The organism is Pseudomonas sp. R5(2019) (assembly GCF_009905435.1).
Taxonomy (GTDB): domain Bacteria; phylum Pseudomonadota; class Gammaproteobacteria; order Pseudomonadales; family Pseudomonadaceae; genus Aquipseudomonas.
Genome location: NZ_JAAAMT010000030.1, coordinates 13,314 through 38,596, shown reverse-complemented (window position 1 = coordinate 38,596; position 25,283 = coordinate 13,314). Strand labels below are relative to the sequence as shown.

The following is a 25,283-nucleotide window of genomic DNA, read 5'->3' as shown; positions in this document are numbered from 1 at the left end:
AAAAAGCATGGCCCAAGTCGTACGTTTTTATGAAACCGGTGGTCCCGAGGTTCTTCGCTATGAAGAGGTAGAAGTCGGCGATCCCGGCCCGGGCGAGGTTCGGCTGCGTCATGTGGCTGTCGGCCTGAACTATGCCGACACCTATTTTCGCAACGGCACTTACCCAGTCCCGATGCCCAATGGCATGGGCGTGGAAGCCGCCGGTGTAGTGGAGGCGGTGGGCGAGGGCGTGACTCATGTGGCGGTCGGGGATCGTGTCACCTACACCGGCTTTCTCAATACCTTGGGTGCCTACAGCACCGAACGTCTGATCCAGGCGGCGCCCTTGATCAAGTTGCCGGAAAGCATGTCCTTCGAGACCGCGGCGGCCATGACCATGCGCGGGCTGACTTCTTCGTACCTGATGCGGCGAATCTATGACTTCAAGGCCGGTGACACCATCCTGCTGCACGCTGCCGCCGGTGGTGTCGGCCTGATTGTCTCGCAGTGGGCCAAACTGTTGGGCCTGAACGTGATCGGCACCGTGTCCAGCGATGCCAAGGCCGAGGTTGCCCGCGCTCATGGTTGCGACCATGTGATCAATTACAGCCACGAAGACTTTCCCAAGCGCGTGCGTGAGTTGACCGACGGCGTCGGCGTCAACGTGGTGTTCGACAGTGTTGGCAAGAGCACCTTCGCGGGCTCGCTGGACTCACTCAAGCGTCGTGGCCTGTTGGTCTGCGTCGGTACCGCCTCCGGCCCGATCCCGGATTTCAACCCGGCGCAACTGGCGATGAAAGGCTCGCTGTTCGTGACCCGCCCGGCACTGGCCGATTACATCGCCGACCCGGCAGAGAAGGCCGACCTGGCCGGTGAGCTGTTCGACCTGGTCGGGAGCGGCCGGATCAAGATCGAGATCAACCAGCATTACAGCTTGCAGGACGCCGTGCAGGCTCACCGTGACCTGGAGTCGCGCAAGACCACCGGCTCGTCGATCTTCGTCATCTAAGGAGGTCTGCCGTCATGCAAGTCGAACAACTTACCTGCAACATTGGCGCAGAGCTGATTGGCGTCAAGCTTGCCGATGCCGTCCATGACGCCGGCCTGTTCGCCGAGATCCGCGCCCAATTGCTCAAGCATCGCGTGCTGTTCCTGCGTGACCAGCAGATCAGCCGCGAGGATCACGTGGCCTTTGCCCGACGCTTCGGCGAGCTGGAGGACCACCCGGTCGTCGGCAGTCACCCGGATTACCCCGGCCTGGTGCAGGTCTATAAGAACCCGGACAGCCCGGTCGACTATTACGAGAATGCCTGGCACACCGATGCTACCTGGCGCGAGGCGCCGCCGCTGGGGGGAGTGCTGCGTTGCGTGGAGTGCCCGCCAGTGGGTGGCGACACCATGTGGGCCAATATGGTGGTGGCCTACGAGCGCTTGCCGGATGACGTGAAAGCCAACATCGAAGGCCTTCGGGCCCGCCATAGCATCGAGGCGACCTTCGGTGCGGCAATGCCGATCGAAAAGCGCCTGGCGCTCAAGGCTCAGTATCCGGACCCTGAGCACCCGGTGGTGCGCACCCACCCAGAGACTGGCGAGAAGGTGCTGTTCGTCAACTCTTTCACGACGCACTTCACCAACTACCACACCGCCGAGCGGGTGCGTGTCGGCCAGGATTTCACGGTCGGCTCGTCCGAGTTGCTGCGCTACCTGATCAGCCAGGCCAGCATTCCGGAGTATCAGGTGCGCTGGCGCTGGAAGCCCAACAGCATCGCCATCTGGGACAACCGCAGCACACAGCACTACGCCGTGATGGATTACCCAGCCTGCCATCGCAAGATGGAACGTGCCGGGATCATTGGCGACAAGACCTACTGAGCAACCTCACCTGCACCCGTGCAAGCGTCCGCTGCGAGCTCGTCGGGCGGGCAACAACAAAAATAGGAGATGAACATGCAGTTTTTCGACGATTCCCTGCACCCGGATACCATGGAAAAGGTGGTGATTACCGTCGCCCCTTACGCGCCACAGTGGATGCCGGATGACTTCCCGCAAGACATTCCGCTGACCATGGACGAGCACGTGCAGGCGGCTGTCGACTGCTATGAAGCAGGCGCCACCGTGCTGCACTTGCATGTGCGTGAACTGGACGGTAAAGGGTCCAAGCGTCTGTCCAAGTTCAACGAGCTGATCGCCGGTGTGCGTGAAGCCGTACCGGACATGATCATCCAGGTCGGCGGCTCGATTTCGTTTGCTCCTGAAGGCGATGGCGCGGAAGCCCTGTGGCTCTCCGATGATACCCGGCACATGCTCGCGGAGTTGTCGCCCAAGCCGGATCAGGTCACCATCGCCATCAACACCATTCAAATGAGCATCACCGAACTCCTGTTTCCGGAAGGCATTGAAGGCACCTCCCTGCTTGACCCGGTCACCCATGCCGCCTATAGCGAAATGACCGTACCGGCAGGTCCAGCCTGGGTTGCCGAGCACCTCAAGCGCCTGCAGGCCAGCAATATCCAGCCGCACTTCCAGCTGACCGGCATCCATGCCTACGAAACCCTCGAGCGGCTGGTGCGCAAGGGCGTCTACAAGGGTCCGTTGAACCTGACCTGGATCGGCATTGGTGGCGGTTTCGACGGCCCGAACCCGATGAACTTGATGAACTTCATCAATCGCGTACCGGATCGTTGCACCTTGACCTCCGAGTCGTTGCTCAAGAACGTGCTGCCACTGAACACCATCGCCCTGGCCATGGGCTTGCACCCACGCCTGGGTAATGAAGACACCATTATCGATCAACACGGCAAGCGCTTCTCTTCCGTGGAACAGATCAAGCAGACCGTGCGCATTGCCCACGAACTGGGGCGCGAAATCGCTACCGGCAAAGAGGCGCGGGAAATCTACCGCATCGGTGTGCAGTACGAAACGATTGAAGAAACCCTGTTGGCCAACGGCATGGCCCCGAACCGCAAGCCGGGTCAGAAGGGCGTACCACAGCGTGGGTGATCCAGTGGCCTGACAGGCCACCCGGTTAGCGGGGCTGGAAGCCAATGGTGTCCTGCCCCGGTCAACCTGAAACGCGTTGAGCAAGACCAAAAACAATAACAAAACGGGTGCAAGACACCGAGGAGGCAGCATGGCCTATCACCACAGTACAGTGGCTGATGAAGAGGATACTTCGGTTGGAATTCCGCGTCGGTACGCGTGGATTGTGTTTGCGCTGACCTTTGGCTTATTGATTTCCGATTACATGTCACGGCAGGTACTCAATGCCGTGTTCCCGATTCTCAAGAGCGAGTGGGTACTGAGCGACGGCCAGCTTGGCCTGCTTAGCGGCATCGTCGCCATGATGGTTGGCCTCCTGACGATCCCTCTGTCGATGCTGGCCGACCGCTTTGGCCGGGTCAAGAGTCTGGCGCTGATGGCCTTGCTGTGGAGCCTGGCCACCTTGGCCTGCGCCCTGGCAAATAACTACCAGGAAATGTTGATTGCGCGCTTCATGGTGGGCGTCGGCGAGGCTGCCTACGGTAGCGTCGGCGTCGCCGTGGTGGTGTCGGTGTTTCCCAGGAGCATGCGTGCGACCCTCGCCAGTGCCTTCATGGCGGGCGCCATGCTTGGCTCGGTGTTGGGCATCTCCCTGGGCGGGGCGATTGCCATCAAGCTGGGCTGGCGTTGGTCGTTCGCCAGTATGGCGCTGTTTGGTCTGCTGCTGGCGGCGCTTTACCCGATCATCGTCAGGGAAGCCCGTATTGCCCCGCAGCGCCTCGCCACGGTCAGGAGCAAGGCTGAAGAGGCGGTCACGCGTCCGCTGCGCACCTTGTACAGCACTCGTTCGATCATCGGCGCTTATATTGGCAGCGGCCTGCAGACATTCGTTGTCGGTAGCATGATCGTGTGGATGCCGAGCTATTTCAATCGCTATTACGGGGTGGGCGAGGGCAAGGCGGGCGTTATGGCGGGCGTCATGGTGCTGTGCTGCGGCGTCGGGGCGGTTCTCTGCGGTATGCTCAGCGATCGCCTGTGCCGTCAGTCTCTGGTGCGCAAGATTGACGCTTCCATTGGTTTCTGCCTGGGCAGTTGCCTGCTGATGTCGCTGGCCTTGGTTCAGCCGGTCGGCCCTGTCCAGTTGGTGCTGTTCGGCCTGGCCATGCTGATGACGACTGGCGTCAACGGTACTACCGTTGCCATGGTGGCGAACCTGAGCCACTACAAGGTGCATGGCACCGCTTTCGCCACCCTGACCCTGGTCAATAACCTGCTCGGCCTGGCCCCGGGGCCCTTTGTCACAGGCAAGGTGTCTGATCTTGTCGGCCTGCACGGGGCCTTGCAGCTGGTGCCGCTGATGAGCATCGCGGCGGCGGCGGTGTACTTCTACATCAGGCGGCACTATCTCAACGATCTCGCCCGTCCGAAGGGCAGGGAGGTCGATCAAACGCACCCTAAAGCCGCGATGGAGGTGTCGCCGTGATGGGGCCGTTGCGGATTGATGTGTTCTTCGATTTCATTTGCCCCTGGTGCCTGATTGGCAAGCGTCAGCTGGAGCGCGCGCTCGCCGAGTTGCGCGCCAGCCACCCGGAGGTGGAGTTGGAGTTGGGCTGGCATGGAGTGCAGTTGTTGCCGCACCTGCCGGCGCAGGGCGTGCCTTTTACCGAGTTCTACCAAAAGCGCCTGGGCAGTGCCGAGGCGGTGCGCCTGCGCCAGGCGCAAGTCCGGCAGGCCGCGGCCAGCGTCGGCCTGAGCATCGACTTCAGAGGCATCAGCACGATGCCCAATACCGCCGATGCCCATCGCCTGTTGGAGAACGCCACTGCGCTGGGGAGCGTGGCGCAGCGCGACGCTTTGCTGGAACGGCTGTTCGCCGCCTATTTTCATGAGGGCAAGGACCTGGGAGACAGTGCCATTCTGTTGGCGATTGCCGAGTCCTGTGGCTACTCGCGCGAGGCCTTGGCCGACTGCCTGGAGGGAGCCCGCAGCCCCTACGACGATGGCGGGATGGGGGCCAGAGGCGTGCCCTGTTTCATCATCAACCGTCGCCAGGCGGTGTCCGGTGCGCAGCCGGCAGAGGTGCTGTTGCAGGCCATGCACCAAGCCCTTGCGCAGGATGCGGCCGGGAGTCAATCGGCATGAGCCGGCGCATTGCGGTGCCGGCCGAGAAAGTTCCGGCACTCGGCAAGCGCACGCTGTTCGAGCCGGCGGGCAGCAGCCTGGCGCTGTTCAATGTCGCCGGGCAGCTCTACGCCATTGACGACAGCTGTCCGCATCAGGGGGCCTCACTCTGTGGTGGCCGCCTTGAGGGCAAGGTGATTCAGTGCTGTGCCCACGGCCTGCGCTTCGACCTGGCCAGCGGCTACCTGCTCAATTCGAACAGTGTGAAGGTTGCCAACTACCCGGTCGAGGTGGTCAACGGCCAGGTGTTCATTGTCATCGCTGCCAAGGAATCCGCAGTATGAGTGCCATTGCTCTGGCCTATGTTCACAGCCGTGCGCGTGATTTGGCCCCCGGTTTTATCGTCAGCCTGATTGTCGCGGCGGCGGCGAGTTTCCTTTCCGAGCACTATGGTGCGCCGGTGATGCTGTTCGCGCTGCTGCTCGGCATGGCGCTGAATTTTCTTGCTGGCGACAGCAAGTGCAAGGTCGGTATCGAGTTCACCGCGCGCACTGTGTTGCGCATCGGTGTGGCGCTGCTGGGGATGCGCATCACCCTGGAGCAGATCGCCGCGCTGGGCTGGAAACCGGTAGCGCTGGTGGTGAGCCTGGTCGTGGTGACTGTCATCGTCTCGATGGTAGCGGCCAGGGCCATGGGGTTCCAGCGTGTGTTCGGCATGCTCACCGGTGGCGCTACGGCGATCTGCGGTGCCTCGGCAGCCTTGGCGCTGGCGGCGGCTTTGCCCAGCCATCCGCAGAAGGAACGGGCCACTTTGTTCACGGTGATTGGCGTCTCGGCACTGTCGACCATGGCCATGATCGTCTACCCGATGATCGCCAACTGGCTCGAGCTCAATCCCCAGCAAGCCGGGGTGTTCCTTGGCGCCACCATCCATGACGTCGCCCAGGTGGTGGGGGCTGGCTACAGCATGTCTACCGAGACTGGCGATACCGCCACCGTGGTCAAATTAATGCGTGTGGCCATGCTCCTGCCGGTGATCGTTTGCGCGGCGATGATTACCCGCATGCAGGGCGCCGACCCGACGGGTAAACGACCGCCGTTGCTGCCCTGGTTTGCCGTGGGCTTCCTGATTCTCGCGTGCGTCAACAGTACCGGCTGGGTCGTCCCGGCCGTGCAGGGGTTCACCAACGAACTGTCGCGCTGGTGTCTGGTGGTCGCCATCAGCGCCCTGGGCATGAAGACCCAGCTCAAGGAGCTTGCCGCGGTGGGCATCAAGCCCATCCTGCTGATGGTGGGGGAGACGGTCTTCCTCGTCGTTCTGGTGCTATTGCTGATGCACTGGGGGTTGTAAGCCGGCGATTGATTGAGGGCTGCACGACGTTGCGGGCAGCTCGATCCTGAGTCACGCGTCGTACCTCGAACGTGCTCCTTTTGCGGTCGTCTGTTACAGCAGGCGGCCGTTTTTTTGCGCAAAGGAGCGTCCTGAACACGCAGCATTCCAACCTGCAGTGCTCAGTTGTCTTCTGGCGAAACAGAGGAGGTTGTCGAGCCACGCCAAGGTGGCTGCGGGGCCTTTAGCTGTCCTTGCGCGGCACGATGTTGTGTTCACTGCGCCAGGCGGCGGGCGGCATGCCGAACTGGGAAATGAACCAGCGGGTGAATGAGCTGGGCATGGAGTAGCCGAGCATGTCGGTGATCCGTCCCAGCGAGTAACCGGGGTTCTCCAGGTAGCGAATCGCCAGGTCGCGGCGCACGCTATTGATCAGGTCACTGAAACTGGCCCCGTCCTCTCCCAGGCGGCGTTGCAGGGTGCGCACGTTCACGCCCTGGCTCTGGGCAATCTGCTCAATGGTGGCACGGCCCATGGGCAGCAGCAGGTAAATGGATTTGCGCACGTCGAGCGCCAGGGAGCGGTTGTTTTTGCCCAGCAGTGAATCCATGTAGCGCCGCGCGTGTCGGGCCATGGCCGCATTGGCCAGAGGGTTGGCGGTGTCGAGGTTGGCGGCGGGACAAACGATGCCGTTGAACTCGCAGCCGAATTCCACCTTGCAGCCGAAGATCCGTCGATGCACGGAGAGGTCCGCCGGCGCTTCATGGGTGAAACAGACATTGATCGGGTGCCAGTGCGCGCCGAGCAGGGCTGCGCAAAAGCGGTGCATCACGGCGATGGCCAGTTCGATGGATTGGCGATTGTTCGTGGCCATCTCGGTGACCAGCTCCTCGCGAATGATCACCGTATTGCCGGTTTCCTCAATGAAAATCGCCAGTGAATCGTTGATCAGGTGACGGTACTGCACGATCACTTGCAGGGCGTCGCGCAGATTGTTCTGGTGGCTGAGCAGCAGACTCACTTCACCAAAATCTGATATGTGCCGCAGTTCGGCCATGCGCAGGCCGAAGGTTTCACAACCACTGAGCAGCGCTGACTTCTCCAGCAGGTTGATGCCGGCGCTGGCCGGGATGCGGTGATTGGGATCGCTCAGGATCGCAGGGCTCAAACCCGCCTCGGCCAACAGAGTGTTCGCGTTCAGCCGCAGATGGCGAGCCACTACCAGGTAATTGGTCAGTACGGCGGATCGGGCTTGAGCGGTCATGGCGTGCATCTCTTCCATTCGGTGACAAATGAGGTCTCGCTGTCGCAGCTGCCTGCCATTTATAGAGGCTTGGTCGTGAAATGAAAAGCGCCTGGCGGTAAATCCACAGGACGATCCCGAAGCGCTGTCATCAAAAGAGAAGTAACTGACGCTAAATGTAAAGCGCTTCGACAAGGCGAATTCTACTGTGCTGTTCACGGGGTTCGACGTGTTGGCGGACCGCTCGATGGGCTGTTCAAGGGTGAATAGGGCGATGAGTGAAACCACGATTCTGATTGTTCCAGGCTTGCGTGATCACGTGCCAGAGCATTGGCAAACGCTGCTGGAGGCCAAGTTGGACAATGTCCGCTCAGTGCCCCCACTGGAAGAGAACAAGCTCAGCCTGGCGGCACGTGTGGAAGCGATCCAGCGCGAGCTGGGGAAGATTTCCGGTCCGGTGATCCTGGTGGCGCACAGTGCCGGTGTGCTGATGGTGGTGCATTGGGCCGCCCGTTATGACCGCCCGATCAAGGGCGCCTTGCTGGCCGCACCGCCGGACCTTGAGGCCAGTTGGCCAGCAGGTTACCCGACCCCGGAGAGCCTGCGGGCCAATGGCTGGGATCCGCTGCCCAAAGGGGCTCTGCCGTTCCCGGCGATCGTCGCGGCCAGTACCAACGACCACCTTGCGAGCCTGGAGGCCGTGAGCCAAATGGCCAGCGACTGGGGCAGTGCATTGGTCAATCTCGGTGCTGTAGGCCATCTCAACCCGGCCGCCGGTTACGGCGAATGGCCGCAGGCCCAAGCTTTTATCCGCACCCTGGATCGCCAGGCGTAACACCTGAATAAAACGGCCTGAAAAAACTCGCATCATCGCCAGGACCGGATGTGAGTCGTTGTTTGTACCTAAAACAAAAACAACAAAAAACGGAGACAACGTAATGCATCCCACGACAGGACACAGCCCCCTGCGTCGCAGTCTGCTGGCCACCGCGATTGTGCTCGCCTCCATGCCGGCTGCCCATGCCTTTGAACTGCGCACTGGCAGTGAAGACTGGGCCGTGCGCTTCGATAACACCCTCAAGGCCAGTTATGGCCAACGGGTGGAAGGTCAGAACTCGAAGATCGCCAACACCTCCAACTTCAACGACGGCGACAAAAACTTCAGTGTCGGCAGTGCAGTGACCCAGCGGATCGATCTGCTGACCGAGTTTGATGTGGTCTACCAACGGAAAATGGGCTTTCGAGTCAGTGCCGCGAGTTGGTACGACCATGCCTATGACGATGTCGGTTCCAACTCCAACCCTTTTCCAGGGCAGGCGGGCAATGCGGGTAACCTGGTGGCGGCTCGTCAGTCCGGTTTGATTCAGCCTGGTGACTCGCTGAACGGCCAGGTTGCACACAAGCACGGGCTGAGCCGTTACAGCGATCGTTATTACAATGGCCCCTCCGGTGAGCTCCTTGATGCCTTTGTGTTCTACAGCACCGAGGTCGGAGAGGAGTCGATGTTCAGCGCCAAGCTCGGCAGGCACAACATGTTCTGGGGCGAGACCCTGTTCAACGCAGCCAACGGCATCAACTACGGCCAGTCGGCCCTGGACCTGGCCAAGCTGTACAACGTGCCGGGCACCGAAACCAAAGAGCTGTTCCTGCCGCGCAACCAGCTTTCCCTGTCGTACACGGTCAACCCGCAACTGACCCTGGGCGCGCAGTACTTCCTGGAGTTCCGTAATTCCCGTCTGCCCGAGGGTGGGACCTATATGGGCGGCTATGACATGTTCGGCGAGGGTGGGGACATATTCTGGCTGCCGGTGCCGACGGCGCTGGGCGGGGCCGGGGCTTTTTACGGCGCGCCGCGCGGGCATGATGTCAAACCGCACAACTCCGGCGACTTCGGGCTGATGGTCAAGTGGAGCCCGCAATGGCTGGACGGCACCCTGGGCTTCTACTACCGCAACACCTCCGATCCCATGCCTACCGTGCTGATCAATGCGCCCAACTTGCACCAGCCAGGTCTGGCGGGCCTGCCGGGCACTGAATACTTCGCCGCTTACGCCGATGACATCGACATCTATGGCATCAGTCTGTCCAAGAGTGTGGGGCCGGTCAGCGTTGGTCTCGATGTGAACTATCGCGAGAACATGCCGCTGCTGAGCAATTTCACCACCATCAACCCGATATTGCGGGCGCGGGCTGACCAGGGGTTGATCGACGGCGCCAACCTGATCAGTGACGTGCCGGGCAAAGGTGAAACCGGAACGGCCCGTGGCAAGACTTTCCACGTGGTGCTCAATGGTCTGGTGAACTTTGGCAACACCCCGTTGTGGGATTCCTCCTCCCTGGCCGTGGAAGCTGCCATGACCCATCTGGTCAGCGTCGACAAGAGCCAGCAGTCCTTCAAGGGCGACTCCAGCTACCGGGGGGTCGACAAGGTCGACACCAATGCCTACACCCTCGCGACCAACTTCACCCCGACCTGGTTCCAGGTATTCCCGGGTGTCGATATGTCCATGCCGATGTCCTACAACGTCGGCCTCAAAGGCAACTCGGCTGTCCAGTTGGGTGGCAGCGAGAACGCCGGTAGCTACTCCGTAGGCGTCGCCGCGGACATCTATTCGAAATACAAAATCGACCTGAAGTACGTAGATAGCTTTGGTCCATTCGATACCTGTGAAACCGGGTTTGATAACAACACCCCCGGCAGTAGTGGGCAGTACCGCTGCATCCCCGGCCAGATCAGTTCGCAGGCAGGCCTGTCGGCTCTGCTGAAGGATCGCGGGATGGTCACGGCCTCGTTCAAAACCACCTTCTGATTGACGCTCGGATTACAACAACAAGTGGAGAGAATTCAGATGAGATTCCTAAATAGCGTGCTCGCAGCCTCCCTGACGGCCGTCATTGCCGGTCAGGCCCAGGCGGCCGTATCGGCTCAGGAAGCAGCCAAGTTGGGCGTCAATCTTACCCATGTGGGCGCCGAGATGGCGGCTAACGCCGATGGTTCGATTCCAGCCTACACAGGCGGGCTGACCACCCCGCCAGCCAGCTTCAAGGTGGGCGACAGCATGCGTCCGGACCCCTTTGCCGACGAGAAGCCGCTGTTGGTCATCGATGGCAAGAACGTCGACAAGTACAAGGGCCTGTTGACGGCCACCACGGCAGAGCTGGCCAAGCGCTACCCCAGTTACCAGATCAATGTGTATCCGACCCACCGCACAGTAGCCCTGCCTCAGGCGGTGCTGGATAACAGCGTGAAAAATGCCAGCGGTACCCAGTCCCTCAATGGCGGCCTGGCCATTGATAACTTGCTGCCCGGCGTACCGTTCCCGATCCCGACCTCGGGCGCTGAGGCCATGTGGAACCACCTGCTGCGCGTAGGGGGCAATCGCAACGCCAAGTATGACTCCTGGAACGTCGATGCGGCGGGTGTGCCGACACTGTCCACCACGGCTCTGTCGTTCTCGAACTATCCGATCTACGACGACATGTCAAAGCCGTTCAAGAGCACTGACGTGTTCTTTCAGATGAAGCTGTATTACACCGGTCCCGCACGCCGTGCGGGAGAGGCGATCATGCTCAAGGACACTGCCAACCCATTGGAGCAGCCACGCCGCAGCTGGCAGTACCTGCCTGGCCAGCGTCGAGTGAAACTGGCGCCGGACCTGGCCTATGACACGCCTAACCCCGGTACGGGCGGTGCCGGTACCTACGACGATGTATTCGTCTTCAATGGCGCGCTGGACCGCTTCGACTGGAAACTGGTGGGCAAGCAGGACATGGTAGTGCCCTACAACACCTACAAGCTGACCTACGCTGTGGACGCCAGGCAGCTGACGACCCCCAACCACATCGCTTCCGACTATGTGCGCTGGGAGAAGCACCGTGTCTGGGTGGTGGAGGGCACTCTGAAATCCGGTGCGCGGCACATCTACCAGAAGCGCCGCATCTACCTGGATGAAGACAGCTGGATCGCCTTGGCCTCTGACCAGTATGACTCGAGCGGCAAGCTCTACCGTGGCTCCTTCGCTTTCCTCAGCCAGAGTTACGACAAAAAAATCCCCGATGCCACACCTTTCATGATCTACGACCTGATGGGTGGCTCCTACAACATCAACGGCATCACGGGCGCGTACGGCGGCATCAAGTACATCGAGCCACTGTCGAAGGCGCAGTGGGCGCCGGACGCCCTGGCAGGGTCCGGTATCCGCTAAGCGGCAGGCGATAAAAGTCCGGGGCGAGCGCTTGTCGTCCCCCGGCAGAGTGACTGGAAGAGGGACGGCCTGAGCGTCGTTCGTCTTGGGTTACCGACTCCGACGCCGGGCTGTACCTCGTGTGCTTTGCGGCGTCGTTTTCCTAGAAGGTGCGGTATGGATTCCTTGAAAAAGTTCGTGCTGGCGCTGCTGTGCTCGATGCTGGCGCTGTTGCAGGGTGTCGCTCAGGCGACCAGTTATGTGGATGTGCTGGAGCTGCCGGCCAAGCCGAGTCCTTTGGCCGTGCATAGCCCCTTGGTCGGCATCGCGCGCGCCGGTGAGCGCCTGGTCACCGTTGGCCAGCGTGGCCATATTCTTTATTCCGATGATGCTGGCAAGCACTGGCTGCAGGCCAGCGTCCCGCTCAGCAGCGATCTGACTGCGGTGCATTTTCCTTCTGCCAGGCAGGGTTGGGCTGTCGGCAACGATGGCGTGGTGCTGCACAGCAGCGATGCCGGCGCCACCTGGCGCAAGCAGCTCGACGGTCGCCAGATCGGCGCCTTGCTGGTCAAGCATTATGGGGCGCTGGCCAATGCGGAACCCGCCAACGAGCAATGGCCGCTGCTGGTCGCTGAAGGTCAGCGGCTGGTCGAGCAGGGCGCCGACAAGCCGTTCCTCGATGTGTGGTTCGCCAACGACAAGCTGGGTTATGTCGTCGGCGTGTTCAACCTGATCCTGCGTACCGAGGATGGTGGTCAGAGCTGGACGCCATTTCAGGATCGCACCGACAACCCGCAAGGCTTTCACCTCAACGCCATCGCCTCGACCGGTGATGCACTGTTCATCGCCGGCGAACAGGGCCTGCTGCTCAAGTGGGATGCCGGGCGGCAGCGTTTCAACGCCTTGCAGACGCCCTGGCAGGGCAGCTACTTCGGCGTCGTCGGCAAGCCCGGTGAAGTGCTCGCCTACGGCTTGGGCGGCAATGTGTTGCGCAGCGTCGATGGCGGCGAGCACTGGAGTCCAGTGACCAGCGGCGTGCAGGTCAGCATCACGGCCTCCCTCGTCAATGCCCAGGGTCAGTACGAGCTGTTCACCCAGGCCGGTCACACGCTGGTTAGCCAGGCGGACGGCACGCGGCTGCAGTTGCTGCCGCGCCAGGATCTGCCCCCCGTGGCCGGTGCCACCCTGGCCGCCGATGGTTCGCTGGTGGTGGTGGGTAGCCGCGGTGCACAGGCACTGTCCGTCGAATAAGACCTCGAAAATTTAGAGCGAGTACCCAGACATGGGCAATATCAAGCAAGACAGCATGCCGGTGATCCGCGACCTGCGTGACTTCGATCGGTGCTCCGGTAACCGGCTGGAGCGGCTGGTATTCAACTACCGCCCGCTGTTCATGGTACTCATGACGCTGGTCACCCTGGTGCTGGGCTATATGGCGGTGTCCCGTCTGGAACTGCGCCCCAGCTTCGAGAAGATGATTCCCCAGAGCCAGCCGTACATCCAGAATTTCCTGGAGAATCGCCAGTCGCTGCGTGGCCTGGGGAACTCGGTGCGGGTGGTGGTCGAGAACACCCAGGGCGATATTTTCGACCCTGGCTACCTGGAGGTACTCAAGCAGGTCAACGACCAGCTGTTCCTCACCGAAGGCGTCGACCGGGCCTGGATGAAGTCGCTGTGGAGCCCTGGGGTGCGCTGGACTGAAATCACCGAGGAAGGCTTCCAGGGCGGCCCGGTGATGCCTGATACCTACCGGGGCTCGCCCGAGGACATCGAGCGTTTGCGCCAGAACATCAGCCGTGCCGGCATTGTCGGCAGCCTGGTGGCCAGCGACTTCAAATCCACCATGCTGATCGTGCCACTGCTGGACAAGGCCACGGCCACAGGCCAAAGCATCAACTACCACCAGTTCTCGCGGTTGCTCGAAGAGCAGCTGCGCGACAAGATCGAGTTCGCCGGTGACAGCGCCGCGCGCAAGGCCGGGGAAGAGGGCAAGGGCCCGTACAAGGTGCGGGTGATCGGTTTCGCCAAACTGATGGGCGACCTGATCGATGGTTTGATCGAGGTGATGATGTTCTTCGGCCTGGCCGTGGTCACCTCACTGGTCATCATTTATGGCTACACCCGCTGTGTGCGCAGCACCCTGCTGGTGGTTGGCTGCTCGCTGATCGCGGTGATCTGGCAACTGGGCATCGTCGCCTGGCTGGGCTACGCCATCGATCCCTATTCGGTCCTGGTGCCTTTCCTGATCTTCGCCATTGGTGTGTCCCATGCGGCGCAAAAGATGAACGGCATCATGCAGGACATCGCCCGTGGCACCCACAAGCTGATCGCCGCGCGCTACACCTTCCGCCGCCTGTTCATCGCCGGCGTCACCGCGCTGCTGGCCGACGCGGTGGGCTTCGCCGTGCTGATGCTGATCGATATCCCGGTGATCCAGGACCTGGCCATCACCGCCAGCATCGGCGTCGCGGTGTTGATCTTTACCTCTTTGCTGCTGATGCCGGTGGCGCTGTCCTACATTGGCGTCGGGCGCAAGGCGGCCGAGCGGGCCCTGAAGATAGACACGCGGGCAGCCGGGCATAACGGCTTCGGCAAACTGTGGGACCTGCTCGATCGCTTCACTGCCCGCAAGTGGGCCACGGCTGCAGTACTGGTGGCGGCGCTGATGGGGATTGGCGGGTTTATGGTCAGCCTGCAACTGAAAATCGGCGACCTCGACAGCGGGGCTCCGGAGCTGCGTGCCGACTCGCGCTATAACCGCGACAACGCTTACATCACCAGCCACTACGCGCTGTCCAGCGATATGTTCGCGGTGATGATCAAGACCGCGCCAGAAGGTTGCCTGAGCTACCAGACGCTGGTCCTCGCTGACCGTCTGGCCTGGGAGCTGCAACAGTCCCCCGGGGTTCAGGCGACGTCTTCGCTGGTTAACGCGGTGCGTCAGATTACCGCGGGCACCTACGAGGGTAATCCCAAGCTCAACAGCATCCAGCGCAACCAGGACGTGCTGAACTACGCAGCACAGCAGGCCTCGGTCAACTCCCCGGAGTTGTTCAACAACGACTGCTCGCTGATGCCGGTGATCGCCTTCCTCAAGGACCACAAGGCCGAGACCCTGGACGCCGTGGTGGCCATTGCCGACCAGTTCGCCAAGGACAACAGCACCGCGGATCGCCAGTTCCTGTTGGCAGCCGGTAGTGCCGGCATCGAGGCGGCGACCAACATCGTGGTGCGCGAGGCCAACCGCACCATGCTGTTTTACGTCTATGCCGCAGTGACGCTGTTCTGCCTGATCACCTTCCGCAGTTGGCGCGCCACGCTGGTGGCCTTGCTGCCGCTGGTGCTGACCTCGATCCTCTGCGAGGCGTTGATGGTGGCCATGGGCATCGGCGTGAAGGTCGCGACCCTGCCGGTGATCGCCCTGGGCGTCGGTATCGGCGTGGACTACGCGCTGTACTTGCTCAGCGTGCAACTGCATCACCAGCGCCAGGGCCTGTCGCTGGCGGATGCCTACCGCAAAGCGGTGTCCTTCACCGGTCGGGTGGTGGGCCTGGTGGGCATTACCCTGGCGGCGGGTGTGGTGTGCTGGATCTGGTCGCCGATCAAGTTCCAGGCGGACATGGGCATCCTGCTGACCTTCATGTTCCTGTGGAACATGCTGGGGGCGCTGATCCTGATTCCTGCTCTGTCGTACTTCCTGTTGCGCGGGCCCTCGCGGGTCCGTGGTGCTGCCCCGGATGAGCCGGTGGTGCACGTCAGTGAGACCGTCAACTCCAAACAACCGGGCAGTCGTCATGCCCTCACAATCTCCGAGTAAGCCCATCATGACTGATTACAAAGCCCCCCTGCGCGATATGCGCTTCGTTCTCAATGAAGTCTTCGAGGTGTCCAGGCTTTGGGCTCAACTGCCGGGCCTGGCCGACGTGGTCGACGAAGAGACGGCTGCCGCGATTCTGGAAGAGGCCGGCAAGATCAGCGCAGGCATCATCGCGCCGCTGCGCCGCAGTGGCGACGAGCAAGGCTGCACCTGGGACAACGGTGCGGTGAAAGTTCCGGATGGTTTTCTCGCGGCCTACCAGGCCTTTGCCGAAGGCGGTTGGGTCGGTGTCGGTGGCGACCCGCAGTTCGGTGGCATGGGCATGCCCAAGGCAATCTCCGCCCAGGTCGAGGAAATGGTGACCTCGGCCAACCTGTCGTTCGGCACGTACCCGATGCTGACCGCCGGTGCCTGCCTGTCGCTCAGTGCCCACGCCAGTGACGAGCTCAAGGCTGCCTACCTGCCGAATATGTATGCCGGCGTCTGGAGCGGTTCCATGTGCCTGACCGAGGCCCATTCAGGCACCGACCTGGGCCTCATCCGCACCAAGGCCGAGCCCCAGCCCGACGGCAGCTACAAGATCAGCGGCAGCAAGATTTTCATCACCGGCGGCGAGCACGACCTGACCGAGAACATCATCCATCTGGTATTGGCCAGACTGCCGGATGCACCCGCCGGGCCAAAAGGCATTTCGCTGTTTCTGGTGCCCAAGGTGATGGTCAATGACAACGGCTCGTTGGGCGAGCACAACTCGCTGTCGTGCGGTTCCATCGAGCACAAGATGGGCATCAAGGCATCCGCCACCTGCGTGATGAACTTCGATCAAGCTACCGGCTGGATCGTCGATGCGCCGGGCAAGGGCCTGGCCGCGATGTTCACCATGATGAACTACGAGCGCCTGGGCGTGGGCATCCAGGGTCTGGCGCAGGGCGAACGCTCCTACCAGAGCGCCGCCCTGTATGCCCGTGATCGCCTGCAGAGCCGCGCGCCGACCGGCGCGCAGAACCGGGACAAGGCCGCCGATCCGATCATCGTGCACCCGGACGTGCGCCGCATGCTGTTGACCATGAAAGCGTTGAACGAGGGCGGGCGAGCCTTTTCCAGCTACGTGGCCCTGCAACTGGACACCGCGAAATACAGCGAAGACGCGCCGGCCCGCCAGCGCGCGCAAGAGTTGGTGTCCCTGCTGACCCCGATCGCCAAGGCGTTTCTCACTGACATGGCGCTGGAAACCACTCTGCACGGGCAGATGATTTTCGGCGGCCATGGCTATATCCGTGAGTGGGGCCAGGAGCAGCTGGTGCGCGACGTGCGGATCACCCAGATCTACGAAGGCACCAATGGCATCCAGGCGCTGGACCTGGCCGGACGCAAGATCGTGGGCAGCGGCGGGGCACTCTACCGGCTGTTCGCCGACGAGATTCGCCAGTTCACCGCGACCGCCAGCGCTGACCTGAGCGAGTTCTGCATGCCTTTGAACGCGGCCGTGGAGACACTCGACGAACTGACCGCCTGGCTACTGGATCGGGCTAGCAACAACCCGAACGAAATCGGCGCCGCCTCGGTCGAGTACCTGCAGGTATTCGGCTACACCGCCTACGCCTACATGTGGGCACTGATGGCCAGAGCGGCCTTGGGCAAACAGACCGAGGATGACTTCTACGCCAGCAAACTGGGCACGGCACGTTTCTACTTCGCCCGCCTGCTGCCGCGTATCCACTCACTGAGCGCGTCGGTCAAGGCCGGCAGCGAAAGCCTCTACTTGCTGGATGCGGCGCAGTTCTGACCAAGGAAGTACAACCATGCTGAAGACAAAAATAATTCCGCCAGCACAAGGCGCATACAGCTACCCACTGTTGATCAAGAGCCTGCTGCTGTCGGGAGTGCGCTACGAACCCGGCCGGGAGATCGTCTATGCCGACAAGCTGCGCTATGACTATCGCACGCTCAACGAGCGGATCCACAGGTTGGCCAATGCGCTGACCGCGGCCGGCGTCAAGGCCGGGGATACGGTGGCAATGCTCGATTGGGACAGCCACCGCTACCTGGAGTGTTTCTTTGCCGTGCCCATGATCGGCGCGGTGCTGCATACGGTGAATATTCGACTGTCTCCGGATCAGGTGCTCTACACCATGAACCACGCCGAGGACGACCTGGTGCTGGTGCATGATGATTTCCTGCCCTTGATCGAGCAGATTCATGATGGGCTGAGCACCGTCAAGGGCTACATCCAGCTCACTGACGGCGCCGCGCCCGGCACCGAACTGCCGGTGCTGGGGGAGTATGAAAGCCTGCTGGCCCAGGCGGCTTCCCATTACGACTTCCCTGATTTTGATGAAAACTCGGTGGCGACGATTTTTTACACCACCGGAACCACCGGGAACCCTAAAGGGGTGTATTTCACTCATCGTCAGTTGGTGCTGCATACCTTGAATGGCGTCGGCACTATGGGCGCGTACCAAAGCTTGCCGCTGTTACGTTCCGACGACGTATACATGCCGATTACCCCGATGTTCCACGTGCATGCCTGGGGCGTTCCCTATATCGCGACCTTGATGGGCATCAAGCAGGTGTACCCCGGTCGTTACGAGCCCAATAGCCTGGTGAGGCTGTTCCGTGAAGAGAAGGTCACGTTTTCCCATTGCGTGCCCACTATTCTGCAAATGATCCTGGGTTGCGACGAAGCGGCGAAGACTCGCTTCGATGGCTGGAAAATGCTCCTGGGGGGCAGTGCCCTGACCTTGGGTATCGCCAGCCAGGCAAGTGCCAGAGGTATTCGCGTGCACAGCGGGTACGGCATGTCCGAGACCTGCCCGATGCTGTGCTTGAGTTACCTGCGTGGGGAGGAGCTTGAACAACCCATGCAAGCGCAGCTGGTCAATCGAATCAAGACGGGGATGCCCGTGTCGATGGTCGATTTGAACATCATCGATGCCAGTGGCCATAGCGTTCCCCACGATGGTGAGTCCTTGGGCGAGATCGTTGTGCGCGCCCCCTGGCTGACGCAAGGCTATTTGAAGGAGCCTGAAAAGGGCGCCGAGCTGTGGCACAACGGTTGGCTGCACACAGGCGACCTGGCTTCCATCGACCCCCAGGGCAGGGTGGAAATCAAGGATCGAATCAAGGATGTGATCAAGACGGGCGGGGAGTGGATCAGCTCGCTGGACCTGGAGAACCTGATCAGCGAGCACGCGTCGGTCACTTCTGTCGCGGTGGTTGGCATTGCGGACGAGCAATGGGGCGAACGGCCCATGGCCCTGGTGGTGTGCGCGCCTGGAAAGTACGTCGATAAACAGATGCTCGAAGCCCACCTGCAACAGTTCGTGGAGCTTGGCCGGATTAATAAATGGGCGATCCCCAAGCAGTTCAAGTTCGTCGCTGAGATCCCTAAAACCAGTGTCGGCAAGATCAACAAGAAGTTAATCCGGGAAAGCGAGTTGAGCTGAAGGGGACAGACCTATTCCGCGGCTTCTACCCCTTTATCTGACCGAGAAATCATTTATGAATAACCTGATCCATTACCGTTGCGAAGGTTCCGTGGCCCTGGTTGGTCTCACCTGCGCCCCCGTCAACGCCCTCGGCCAGGCACTGCGCGAGCAACTGCTGGCGGCCTGTGAACTCGCCGCCGCAGACGCCAGCGTGAAAGTGATTGTCCTCCACGGCGAGGGCCTGGTTTTCAGCGCTGGCGCGGACATCTGCGAGTTCGGCGGCGCGGCTGCGTTCGCCAAGCCGGACCTGCCGAGCCTGCTGGCTCGCCTGACCGAACTGGACAAACCCTTGATCGCCGCCATCGGCGGCCTGGCGTTGGGCGGCGGGCTGGAACTGGCCCTGGCCTGTGGCTACCGCGTGGCGCAAGCCGGGGCCCGCCTGGGCCTGCCAGAAATCAAGCTTGGCTTGCTGCCCGGCGCGGGTGGCACCCAGCGGCTGCCGCGCCTTATCGGTGCCCAGGCGGCACTGGAAATGATCGCTTCGGGCCAACCGATCAACGCGACTCGCGCACTGGCGCTGGGTCTGCTCGACCGTGTGGTGCAAGACGCCGACAACCTGCTCGATACCGCTCGCAGCCTTGCCGAAGAACTGATTGCCCGGCAGGCGCCGGCGCGTCCTGCCTGCCCTCAAGCGAACCCAGGCGCCGCCCTGCCGGCGAATTATTTTGCCGACTACCGTGCCGCTAACCAGGGGCGCTGGAAAGGCCAGAGCGCGCCGCAGCGGGTGGTGACGGCGATCGAGGCGGCTTGCAGCCTGCCGTTGGCCGAAGGCCTGGCCAGGGAGAGCGAGCTGTTCAAAGAGGCCGAAGCGTCCAGCGAGTCCCAGGCCCTGCGCCATGTGTTCTTCGCTGAGCGTGAAGTCGGCAAGCTGCCGGGGCTGGACACGGGCACGCCGATCCGTCCGATTACCCAGGTCGCGGTGATCGGCGCCGGTACCATGGGCGGCGGGATTGCCATGAACTTTGCCAATGCGGGCATTGCGGTGATGCTGCTGGAGCTCAAGGCCGAGGCCCTGGAGCGCGGTCTGGCGCAGATCCGCAAAAACTACGAAACCAGTGTCCAGCGCGGCAAGCTTACCGCCGAGCAGTTGGAGGAACGCATGGCGCTGCTCCACGGCACCCTCGACTACGCCGATATCGCCCAGGCGGACCTGGTGATCGAAGCGGTGTTCGAGAGCCTGCCGATCAAGCAGCAGGTGTTCCGCACCCTTGATGAGGTGTGCAAGGCCGGGGCGATTCTCGCCAGTAATACCTCCACCCTGGATGTCGACGCCATTGCCGCCGTCACCCGCCGGCCACAGGACGTGGTCGGCCTGCACTTCTTCAGCCCGGCCAACGTCATGCGCCTGCTTGAGGTGGTGCGTGGCACGGCCACGGCCCCCGATGTCCTGGCCACGACCCTGAAGATCGCCAAGCGCATCGGCAAGATCCCGGTGGTCTCCGGGGTGTGCTTCGGCTTCATCGGCAACCGCATGCTTGAACCCTATTCCCGCGAGGCCCACCGCCTGCTGTTGGAAGGCGCTACGCCTGCGCAGGTCGACAAGGTGCTCACCGGCCTTGGCCTGGCCATGGGGGTGATCGCCATGCACGACCTGGCCGGCATCGATGTCAGCTTCCTGGTGCGCGAGTCGCGCCGCGAGGTCATCGCCCACGACCTCGGCTACTGCAAGCTCGCCGACGCGCTCTATGCCCTCGGCCGTTATGGCCAGAAGACCAGCCGCGGCTATTACCTCTACGAAGGCCGCGAGCGCAAGGATGACCCGCAAGTGGTCGCGCTGGCCGAGCAGATCGCTGGCGAATTGGGCATCCCGCGCCGCGCCATCAGTGATCAGGAAATCCACGACCGCTGCGTATTGATGCTGGTCAACGAAGGCATCCAGTTGCTCGACGAAGGCATCGCCCAGCGCAGCAGCGACATCGACCTGGTCTGGATCAACGGCTACGGCTTCCCGGCTTGGCGCGGCGGCCCGCTGCACTACGCCGAAGGACTGGGGCTGGCGCAGGTGCTGGAGCGTATCGGCCATTACCGCGAAGCACTCGGCGACTACGGCGCGATGTGGTTCCAGCCGGCAGCGCTGTTGGAGCGCCTGGTGGCCTGCGGCAAGGCCCGCATCGAACGAATCTGACCTTTGGCGGCCACTGCAGGGTGGCCGCCCCGACCGATCACGCAAGGACTTAATCCATGAAAGAAGCCGTCATTCTCTCCACAGCCCGCACCCCTATCGCCAAGGCGTTCCGTGGCGCGTTCAACACCATCAAGTCGCCCACCATGGCCAATCATGCCGTGCGTGCGGCGGTCGAACGCGCCGGCATCGAGGCCGGGGAAATCGAAGACCTGGTGATGGGCACCGCACTGACCAGCGGCACCGCCGGTTTGAACCTGGCGCGCATGGCCGCCCTGGCCTCGGGCCTGCCGTTATCGGTTAGCGGGCAGACCCTGGATCGCCAGTGCGCCTCGGGCCTGATGGCCATCGCCACCGCCGCCAAGCAGATCATGGTCGACGGCATGCCGGCCGCCATCGGTGCCGGCCAGGAAAACATCAGCGCGGTGCAGCATCGCAACATGGAATGGGCATTCGCCGAGCGCGATCCGCAGGTGGAGCGCAACGCCATCCACGCCTACATGCCCATGCTGAAAACGGCCGAATGGGTGGCCAAGCGTTACGGTATCAGTCGCGAGGCGCAGGACGCCTACGCCCTGCAATCGCAGCTACGCACCGCAGCGGCACAGCAGGCCGGGTTGTTCGATAGCGAAATCGTACCGGTCACCACCATCCGGCAGGTGATCGACAAAGCCACTGGCGAGTCGCGTCTGGAAAAGGTCACGCTCAAAGTCGATGAAGGCAACCGTCCGCAGACCCGCCTGGAAGACCTGAGCAACCTCAAGCCGGTGATCGAAGGTGGCTGCATCACCGCCGGCAACGCCAGCCAACTGTCCGACGGCGCCAGCGCCTGCGTACTGATGGATGCGCGCCTCGCCGAGCAGCGCAACCTTAAGCCGTTGGGCCTGTATCGCGGTATCGCCGTGGCCGGCCTGGCCCCGGAAGAAATGGGTATCGGCCCGGTGCTGGCAGTCCCCAGGCTGCTCAAACAACACGGCCTGAAGGTCGACGACATCGGCCTGTGGGAGCTCAACGAGGCGTTCGCCTGCCAGGTGCTCTACTGCCGTGACACCTTGGGCATCGACGACGCCCGCCTGAACGTCAATGGCGGTGCCATCGCCATCGGCCACCCTTACGGCATGAGTGGCGCGCGGATGGTCGGGCATGCCCTGCTGGAAGGCCGGCGGCGCGGCGTGAAGTACGTGGTGGTGACCATGTGCGTGGGCGGCGGCATGGGCGCGGCCGGACTCTTCGAGGTGTTCCAGTGAGCACCTGGGCCAATGCTGACCTGCCTTTCTTTTACTGACCTCAACAGGTGCATCCCTCCATGTCCAGATCCGGCGCCAATTCACGCGATGCCTACCCACACTTTCGGCCGATCCAGACTCGCTGGATGGATAACGACGTCTATGGCCACGTCAACAACGTCAACTACTACAGCTACTTCGATACCGTGGTGAACGGTTACTTGCTGAGCCTGGGGGTACTCGATTTCGAGCGCGGTGAGACTATTGGCCTGGTGGTCGAAACCCAGTGCAACTATTTCGCACCTATCGCCTTTCCAGACGCCATCGAAGCCGGGGTGCGGGTGACCCGGCTTGGTAGCTCCAGTGTGCGTTATGAGGTTGGCCTGTTCCGCGAAGGTGAGGCCCAGGCGGCGGCGCAGGGGCACTTCGTGCATGTCTACGTGGGCCACGAATCCCGTCGCCCGGTAGCGATCGGCGATGCGCTGCGTGCCGCGCTTGTACCGCTGCTGGTCAACGTCGACTGATCAGAGGCCCCGCAGCGGGGGGTCAGGTGCAACAGGGGATCAGTGTATGCCCCTGTACAACCGTTCATGACGGCTGTACAGGGGGCGCGATGTGGTTTCTATTGGAGTCGCCTCCAAAGCGTGGATCGACTGATGCCCAGTCGGATCGCCGTTTGCGCTAAATTGCCGTCACAGGCTTTGAGCATTTGGCGTACGTATTGCTTTTCTTTTTCCTTGGCGACGCTTTTCAAGTCAGTGACTGCCGGTGCTGCCTGGTCTGAAGCTTCGGGCAAGGTCTGGCTTTTCAGCAGTTCAGGGATCACCAAGGCGAGGCTCAGGTCATCGATCGCTGTGTCTTGCAACAGATCTTGTGCCGAGAGCGCGGCGCGTTCGATGATGTTTTCCAGTTCGCGGATATTGCCGGGCCAGTGATACGTCATGAGGTTGGGCAGCAGTGCGTCCAGCAGTCGTTCTTGTAATTGCAGCGGACGATTGTCTCCATTCAAGCGATGCAAAATGGCGCGGGCAATTTGTGCGATGTCTTCACTGCGTTCACGTAAAGGCACCGTCTGCAGGCGCAGGATGTTCAGGCGATAGTAGAGGTCGCTGCGAAATCCCCCGGCTTCGATGGCTTCAGAGAGATCCTGATGGGTGGCGGCGATGATACGGATGTCGATGCTGATCGGCTCTGTTGCGCCGAGGCGCAGTACTTCGCGCTCTTGCAAAACGCGTAACAGGCGGGTCTGCAGCGAAACCGGCATGTCGCCGATTTCGTCGAGGAAGAGAGTGCCGCGGTGGGCGGCCTCGAGTAAGCCGGGTTTACCGCCTTTGCGCGAGCCGCTGAAGGCGCCTTCCTGGTAACCGAACAGTTCGCTTTCCAGCAGAGATTCGGGAAAGGCCGCGCAATTGATCGCGACGAATGGGCCGTGCTGGCGGCTGCTGACATTGTGGATGCCTTGCGCCAGCAACTCCTTGCCGGTGCCACTTTCGCCAGTGATCAGCACGGTAGAGGAGGTTGCCGCGTAGCGTTCAGCCAGTTTCAGCAACTGTCGGGTGGCCTGGCTATTGCCACTGATTTGCTCAAGGCGGTATTTGGCCGAGAATCCGCCAGGACGGTATATCGAACGAATACGCTGGTCGGCGCGTTGTACCGCGGATGTATCCTGGCAAGTCAGTACCAGTCCGGTGCGTTGGCCGTCTTCCAGGATTGGGAGGATATTGCTGACTACCATGTTCTGGCCCAGGCGGATGACTTTGTTCTCTTCGCAGGCGCCGCTGCGCAGCACTTCGTCCAACGCCAGTTCTGGGCAGAGCTCCTGCAGGGGGCGGCCCAACATTCGGCTTGCCGGCATGCCCAATAGCTGTTCCAGCGCAGGGTTCAGCGATTGCACGATTCCCAGGTTGTCCACGGCTGCAACGCCTGTCGGAATGTGCTGCAAAACACCGTTCAGATGCCGGCGTTTGGCAATCTCGATGCGCTGGCTGTGAAGGATCCCCAGTGCCTCTTCCAGCGCTTTGCGCACGGTGTCCTGACTCAATGAAAGCACCCCGTGCAAGCCAGCCCGTTCCGCCAGTTCAACCACAGTGGATGAGCCGATCACTGTCTGGCAACCAAGGTTGCGAGCGCGCTCCACCGCCTGCCGAGCTTCTTCGAGCGTGATGTAACACGCTTGGTGGATCTGCACCGTGAACAGCGCCGCCATCGAGTCGAGGTCGGCGTTGATCCGCGCATAGCTGAGGACGGCGATTTGCGGTGAGCGCAGTCGCGCTTGTTCCAGGGCTCGAAGAAGATCGGCGCCCCCCACCCGCATCGACAGCACGGGGCGAGTCAGGTGTCTACGCAGGTAGGCAGCGGTAGCGCCTGCGCAGACGAAGACGTCAACCTCGTTGTTTTTCTCCAGCTCGCGGGCCAGTTGCAATGCCTCCTCGACGGTGGTGTCCAGCACTCGGATGTTGGTTTCGGCCGAGTACTCGGGCATCACACTGTTCACCACCCGAGCCAGACGGCTTGGTTGCAGTGGGCGCTCCAGGTGGCTGATGAGAACGATGATCTGGGGTTGGCGGGGCTGCATGGCAAGCAAGCTCTTTTTGGCGTTTCAAGTGGGTCTCATATATGAATGGAGTTGTTTCCAGATTGCAACGCTAATGGTTCACACGATGAGCTGCCAGCACTGGGCTGAATGGCTGGAGAGCCCGTGCTGCCGGGTGTCGAGCACTTTATCGCCACGCAATAAAAAACTGGCTCGGCAATTGCTCAACGTAGCTGCCATCTTTGATTCCTACGATAAATC

19 protein-coding genes are annotated in these 25,283 nt (G+C 61.8%); 17 read left to right on the top strand and 2 right to left on the bottom strand.

Translation table 11 applies throughout. The features are described from left to right. Window positions 1–7 precede the first annotated feature (7 nt). The 7 genes from GUY40_RS18595 to GUY40_RS18565 all read left to right on the top strand — a co-directional run bounded on the left by GUY40_RS18595 (window position 8) and on the right by GUY40_RS18565 (window position 6,430). A complete protein-coding gene (locus GUY40_RS18595) occupies window positions 8–988 on the top strand; it encodes a quinone oxidoreductase (RefSeq protein WP_166570371.1) in 981 nt (326 codons plus the stop codon). Window positions 989–1,002: 14 nt separating this feature from the next. Next, the gene (locus tag GUY40_RS18590; RefSeq protein WP_166570370.1) at window positions 1,003–1,851 is read left to right on the top strand and encodes a TauD/TfdA family dioxygenase; all 849 of its coding nucleotides are present in this window, start codon (window positions 1,003–1,005) and stop codon (window positions 1,849–1,851) included. A 75-nt stretch (window positions 1,852–1,926) separates the two neighbouring features. Then, window positions 1,927–2,979 (top strand): 3-keto-5-aminohexanoate cleavage protein, encoded by a 1,053-nt coding sequence (locus GUY40_RS18585; protein ID WP_166570369.1) that lies wholly within the window; start codon window positions 1,927–1,929, stop codon window positions 2,977–2,979. Window positions 2,980–3,109: 130 nt separating this feature from the next. Continuing rightward, a complete protein-coding gene (locus GUY40_RS18580; protein ID WP_166570368.1) occupies window positions 3,110–4,441 on the top strand; it encodes an MFS transporter in 1,332 nt (443 codons plus the stop codon). Continuing rightward, window positions 4,438–5,100 carry a DsbA family oxidoreductase gene (locus tag GUY40_RS18575; protein WP_166570367.1) on the top strand — a complete coding sequence of 221 codons (663 nt, stop codon included), beginning with the start codon at window positions 4,438–4,440 and terminating at the stop codon, window positions 5,098–5,100. The genes GUY40_RS18580 and GUY40_RS18575 overlap by 4 nt, the downstream gene beginning before the upstream one ends. Continuing rightward, the gene (locus tag GUY40_RS18570) at window positions 5,097–5,423 is read left to right on the top strand and encodes a Rieske 2Fe-2S domain-containing protein (RefSeq protein ID WP_166570366.1); all 327 of its coding nucleotides are present in this window, start codon (window positions 5,097–5,099) and stop codon (window positions 5,421–5,423) included. Before GUY40_RS18575 ends, GUY40_RS18570 begins: the two co-directional genes overlap by 4 nt. Beyond that, entirely contained in the window at window positions 5,420–6,430 is a 1,011-nt protein-coding gene (locus GUY40_RS18565) for a YeiH family protein (protein ID WP_166570365.1), read from the top strand. The genes GUY40_RS18570 and GUY40_RS18565 overlap by 4 nt, the downstream gene beginning before the upstream one ends. A 223-nt stretch (window positions 6,431–6,653) precedes the next feature. Here the strand turns inward: GUY40_RS18565 and GUY40_RS18560 are convergent, their stop codons facing one another. Beyond that, window positions 6,654–7,673 (bottom strand): AraC family transcriptional regulator, encoded by a 1,020-nt coding sequence (locus GUY40_RS18560; protein ID WP_166570364.1) that lies wholly within the window; start codon window positions 7,671–7,673, stop codon window positions 6,654–6,656. 253 nt (window positions 7,674–7,926) lie between these two features. On the opposite strand from GUY40_RS18560, the gene GUY40_RS18555 reads away from it, so the two are divergent. The 10 genes from GUY40_RS18555 to GUY40_RS18510 all read left to right on the top strand — a co-directional run bounded on the left by GUY40_RS18555 (window position 7,927) and on the right by GUY40_RS18510 (window position 23,013). Further along, a complete protein-coding gene (locus GUY40_RS18555) occupies window positions 7,927–8,487 on the top strand; it encodes an alpha/beta hydrolase (RefSeq protein WP_166570363.1) in 561 nt (186 codons plus the stop codon). Window positions 8,488–8,590: 103 nt separating this feature from the next. After that, a complete protein-coding gene (locus GUY40_RS18550) occupies window positions 8,591–10,462 on the top strand; it encodes a DUF1302 domain-containing protein (protein WP_166570362.1) in 1,872 nt (623 codons plus the stop codon). 39 nt (window positions 10,463–10,501) lie between these two features. After that, the gene (locus GUY40_RS18545; protein ID WP_166570361.1) at window positions 10,502–11,857 is read left to right on the top strand and encodes a DUF1329 domain-containing protein; all 1,356 of its coding nucleotides are present in this window, start codon (window positions 10,502–10,504) and stop codon (window positions 11,855–11,857) included. A 156-nt stretch (window positions 11,858–12,013) separates the two neighbouring features. Beyond that, window positions 12,014–13,087, top strand: a complete 1,074-nt coding sequence (locus GUY40_RS18540) for a YCF48-related protein (protein WP_166570360.1) — start codon at window positions 12,014–12,016, stop codon at window positions 13,085–13,087. Window positions 13,088–13,118: 31 nt separating this feature from the next. Next, entirely contained in the window at window positions 13,119–15,653 is a 2,535-nt protein-coding gene (locus GUY40_RS18535; protein ID WP_166570359.1) for an RND family transporter, read from the top strand. A gap of 7 nt (window positions 15,654–15,660) precedes the next feature. After that, the gene (locus tag GUY40_RS18530; RefSeq protein WP_166570358.1) at window positions 15,661–17,439 is read left to right on the top strand and encodes an acyl-CoA dehydrogenase C-terminal domain-containing protein; all 1,779 of its coding nucleotides are present in this window, start codon (window positions 15,661–15,663) and stop codon (window positions 17,437–17,439) included. A gap of 16 nt (window positions 17,440–17,455) precedes the next feature. Next, entirely contained in the window at window positions 17,456–19,099 is a 1,644-nt protein-coding gene (locus GUY40_RS18525) for a fatty acid--CoA ligase (protein WP_166570357.1), read from the top strand. Window positions 19,100–19,154: 55 nt separating this feature from the next. Then, entirely contained in the window at window positions 19,155–21,266 is a 2,112-nt protein-coding gene (locus GUY40_RS18520; RefSeq protein WP_166570356.1) for an enoyl-CoA hydratase/isomerase family protein, read from the top strand. Window positions 21,267–21,322: 56 nt separating this feature from the next. Beyond that, complete coding sequence (locus GUY40_RS18515) at window positions 21,323–22,510, top strand: acetyl-CoA C-acyltransferase (protein WP_166570355.1); 1,188 nt, start codon at window positions 21,323–21,325, stop codon at window positions 22,508–22,510. A 59-nt stretch (window positions 22,511–22,569) separates the two neighbouring features. After that, the gene (locus GUY40_RS18510; RefSeq protein WP_166570354.1) at window positions 22,570–23,013 is read left to right on the top strand and encodes a thioesterase family protein; all 444 of its coding nucleotides are present in this window, start codon (window positions 22,570–22,572) and stop codon (window positions 23,011–23,013) included. 98 nt (window positions 23,014–23,111) lie between these two features. Here GUY40_RS18510 and prpR read toward each other — a convergent pair whose 3' ends face one another. Beyond that, window positions 23,112–25,064: a propionate catabolism operon regulatory protein PrpR gene (gene prpR / locus GUY40_RS18505; protein WP_166570353.1), complete on the bottom strand. Its 1,953-nt coding sequence runs from the start codon at window positions 25,062–25,064 to the stop codon at window positions 23,112–23,114. Window positions 25,065–25,283 lie beyond the last annotated feature (219 nt).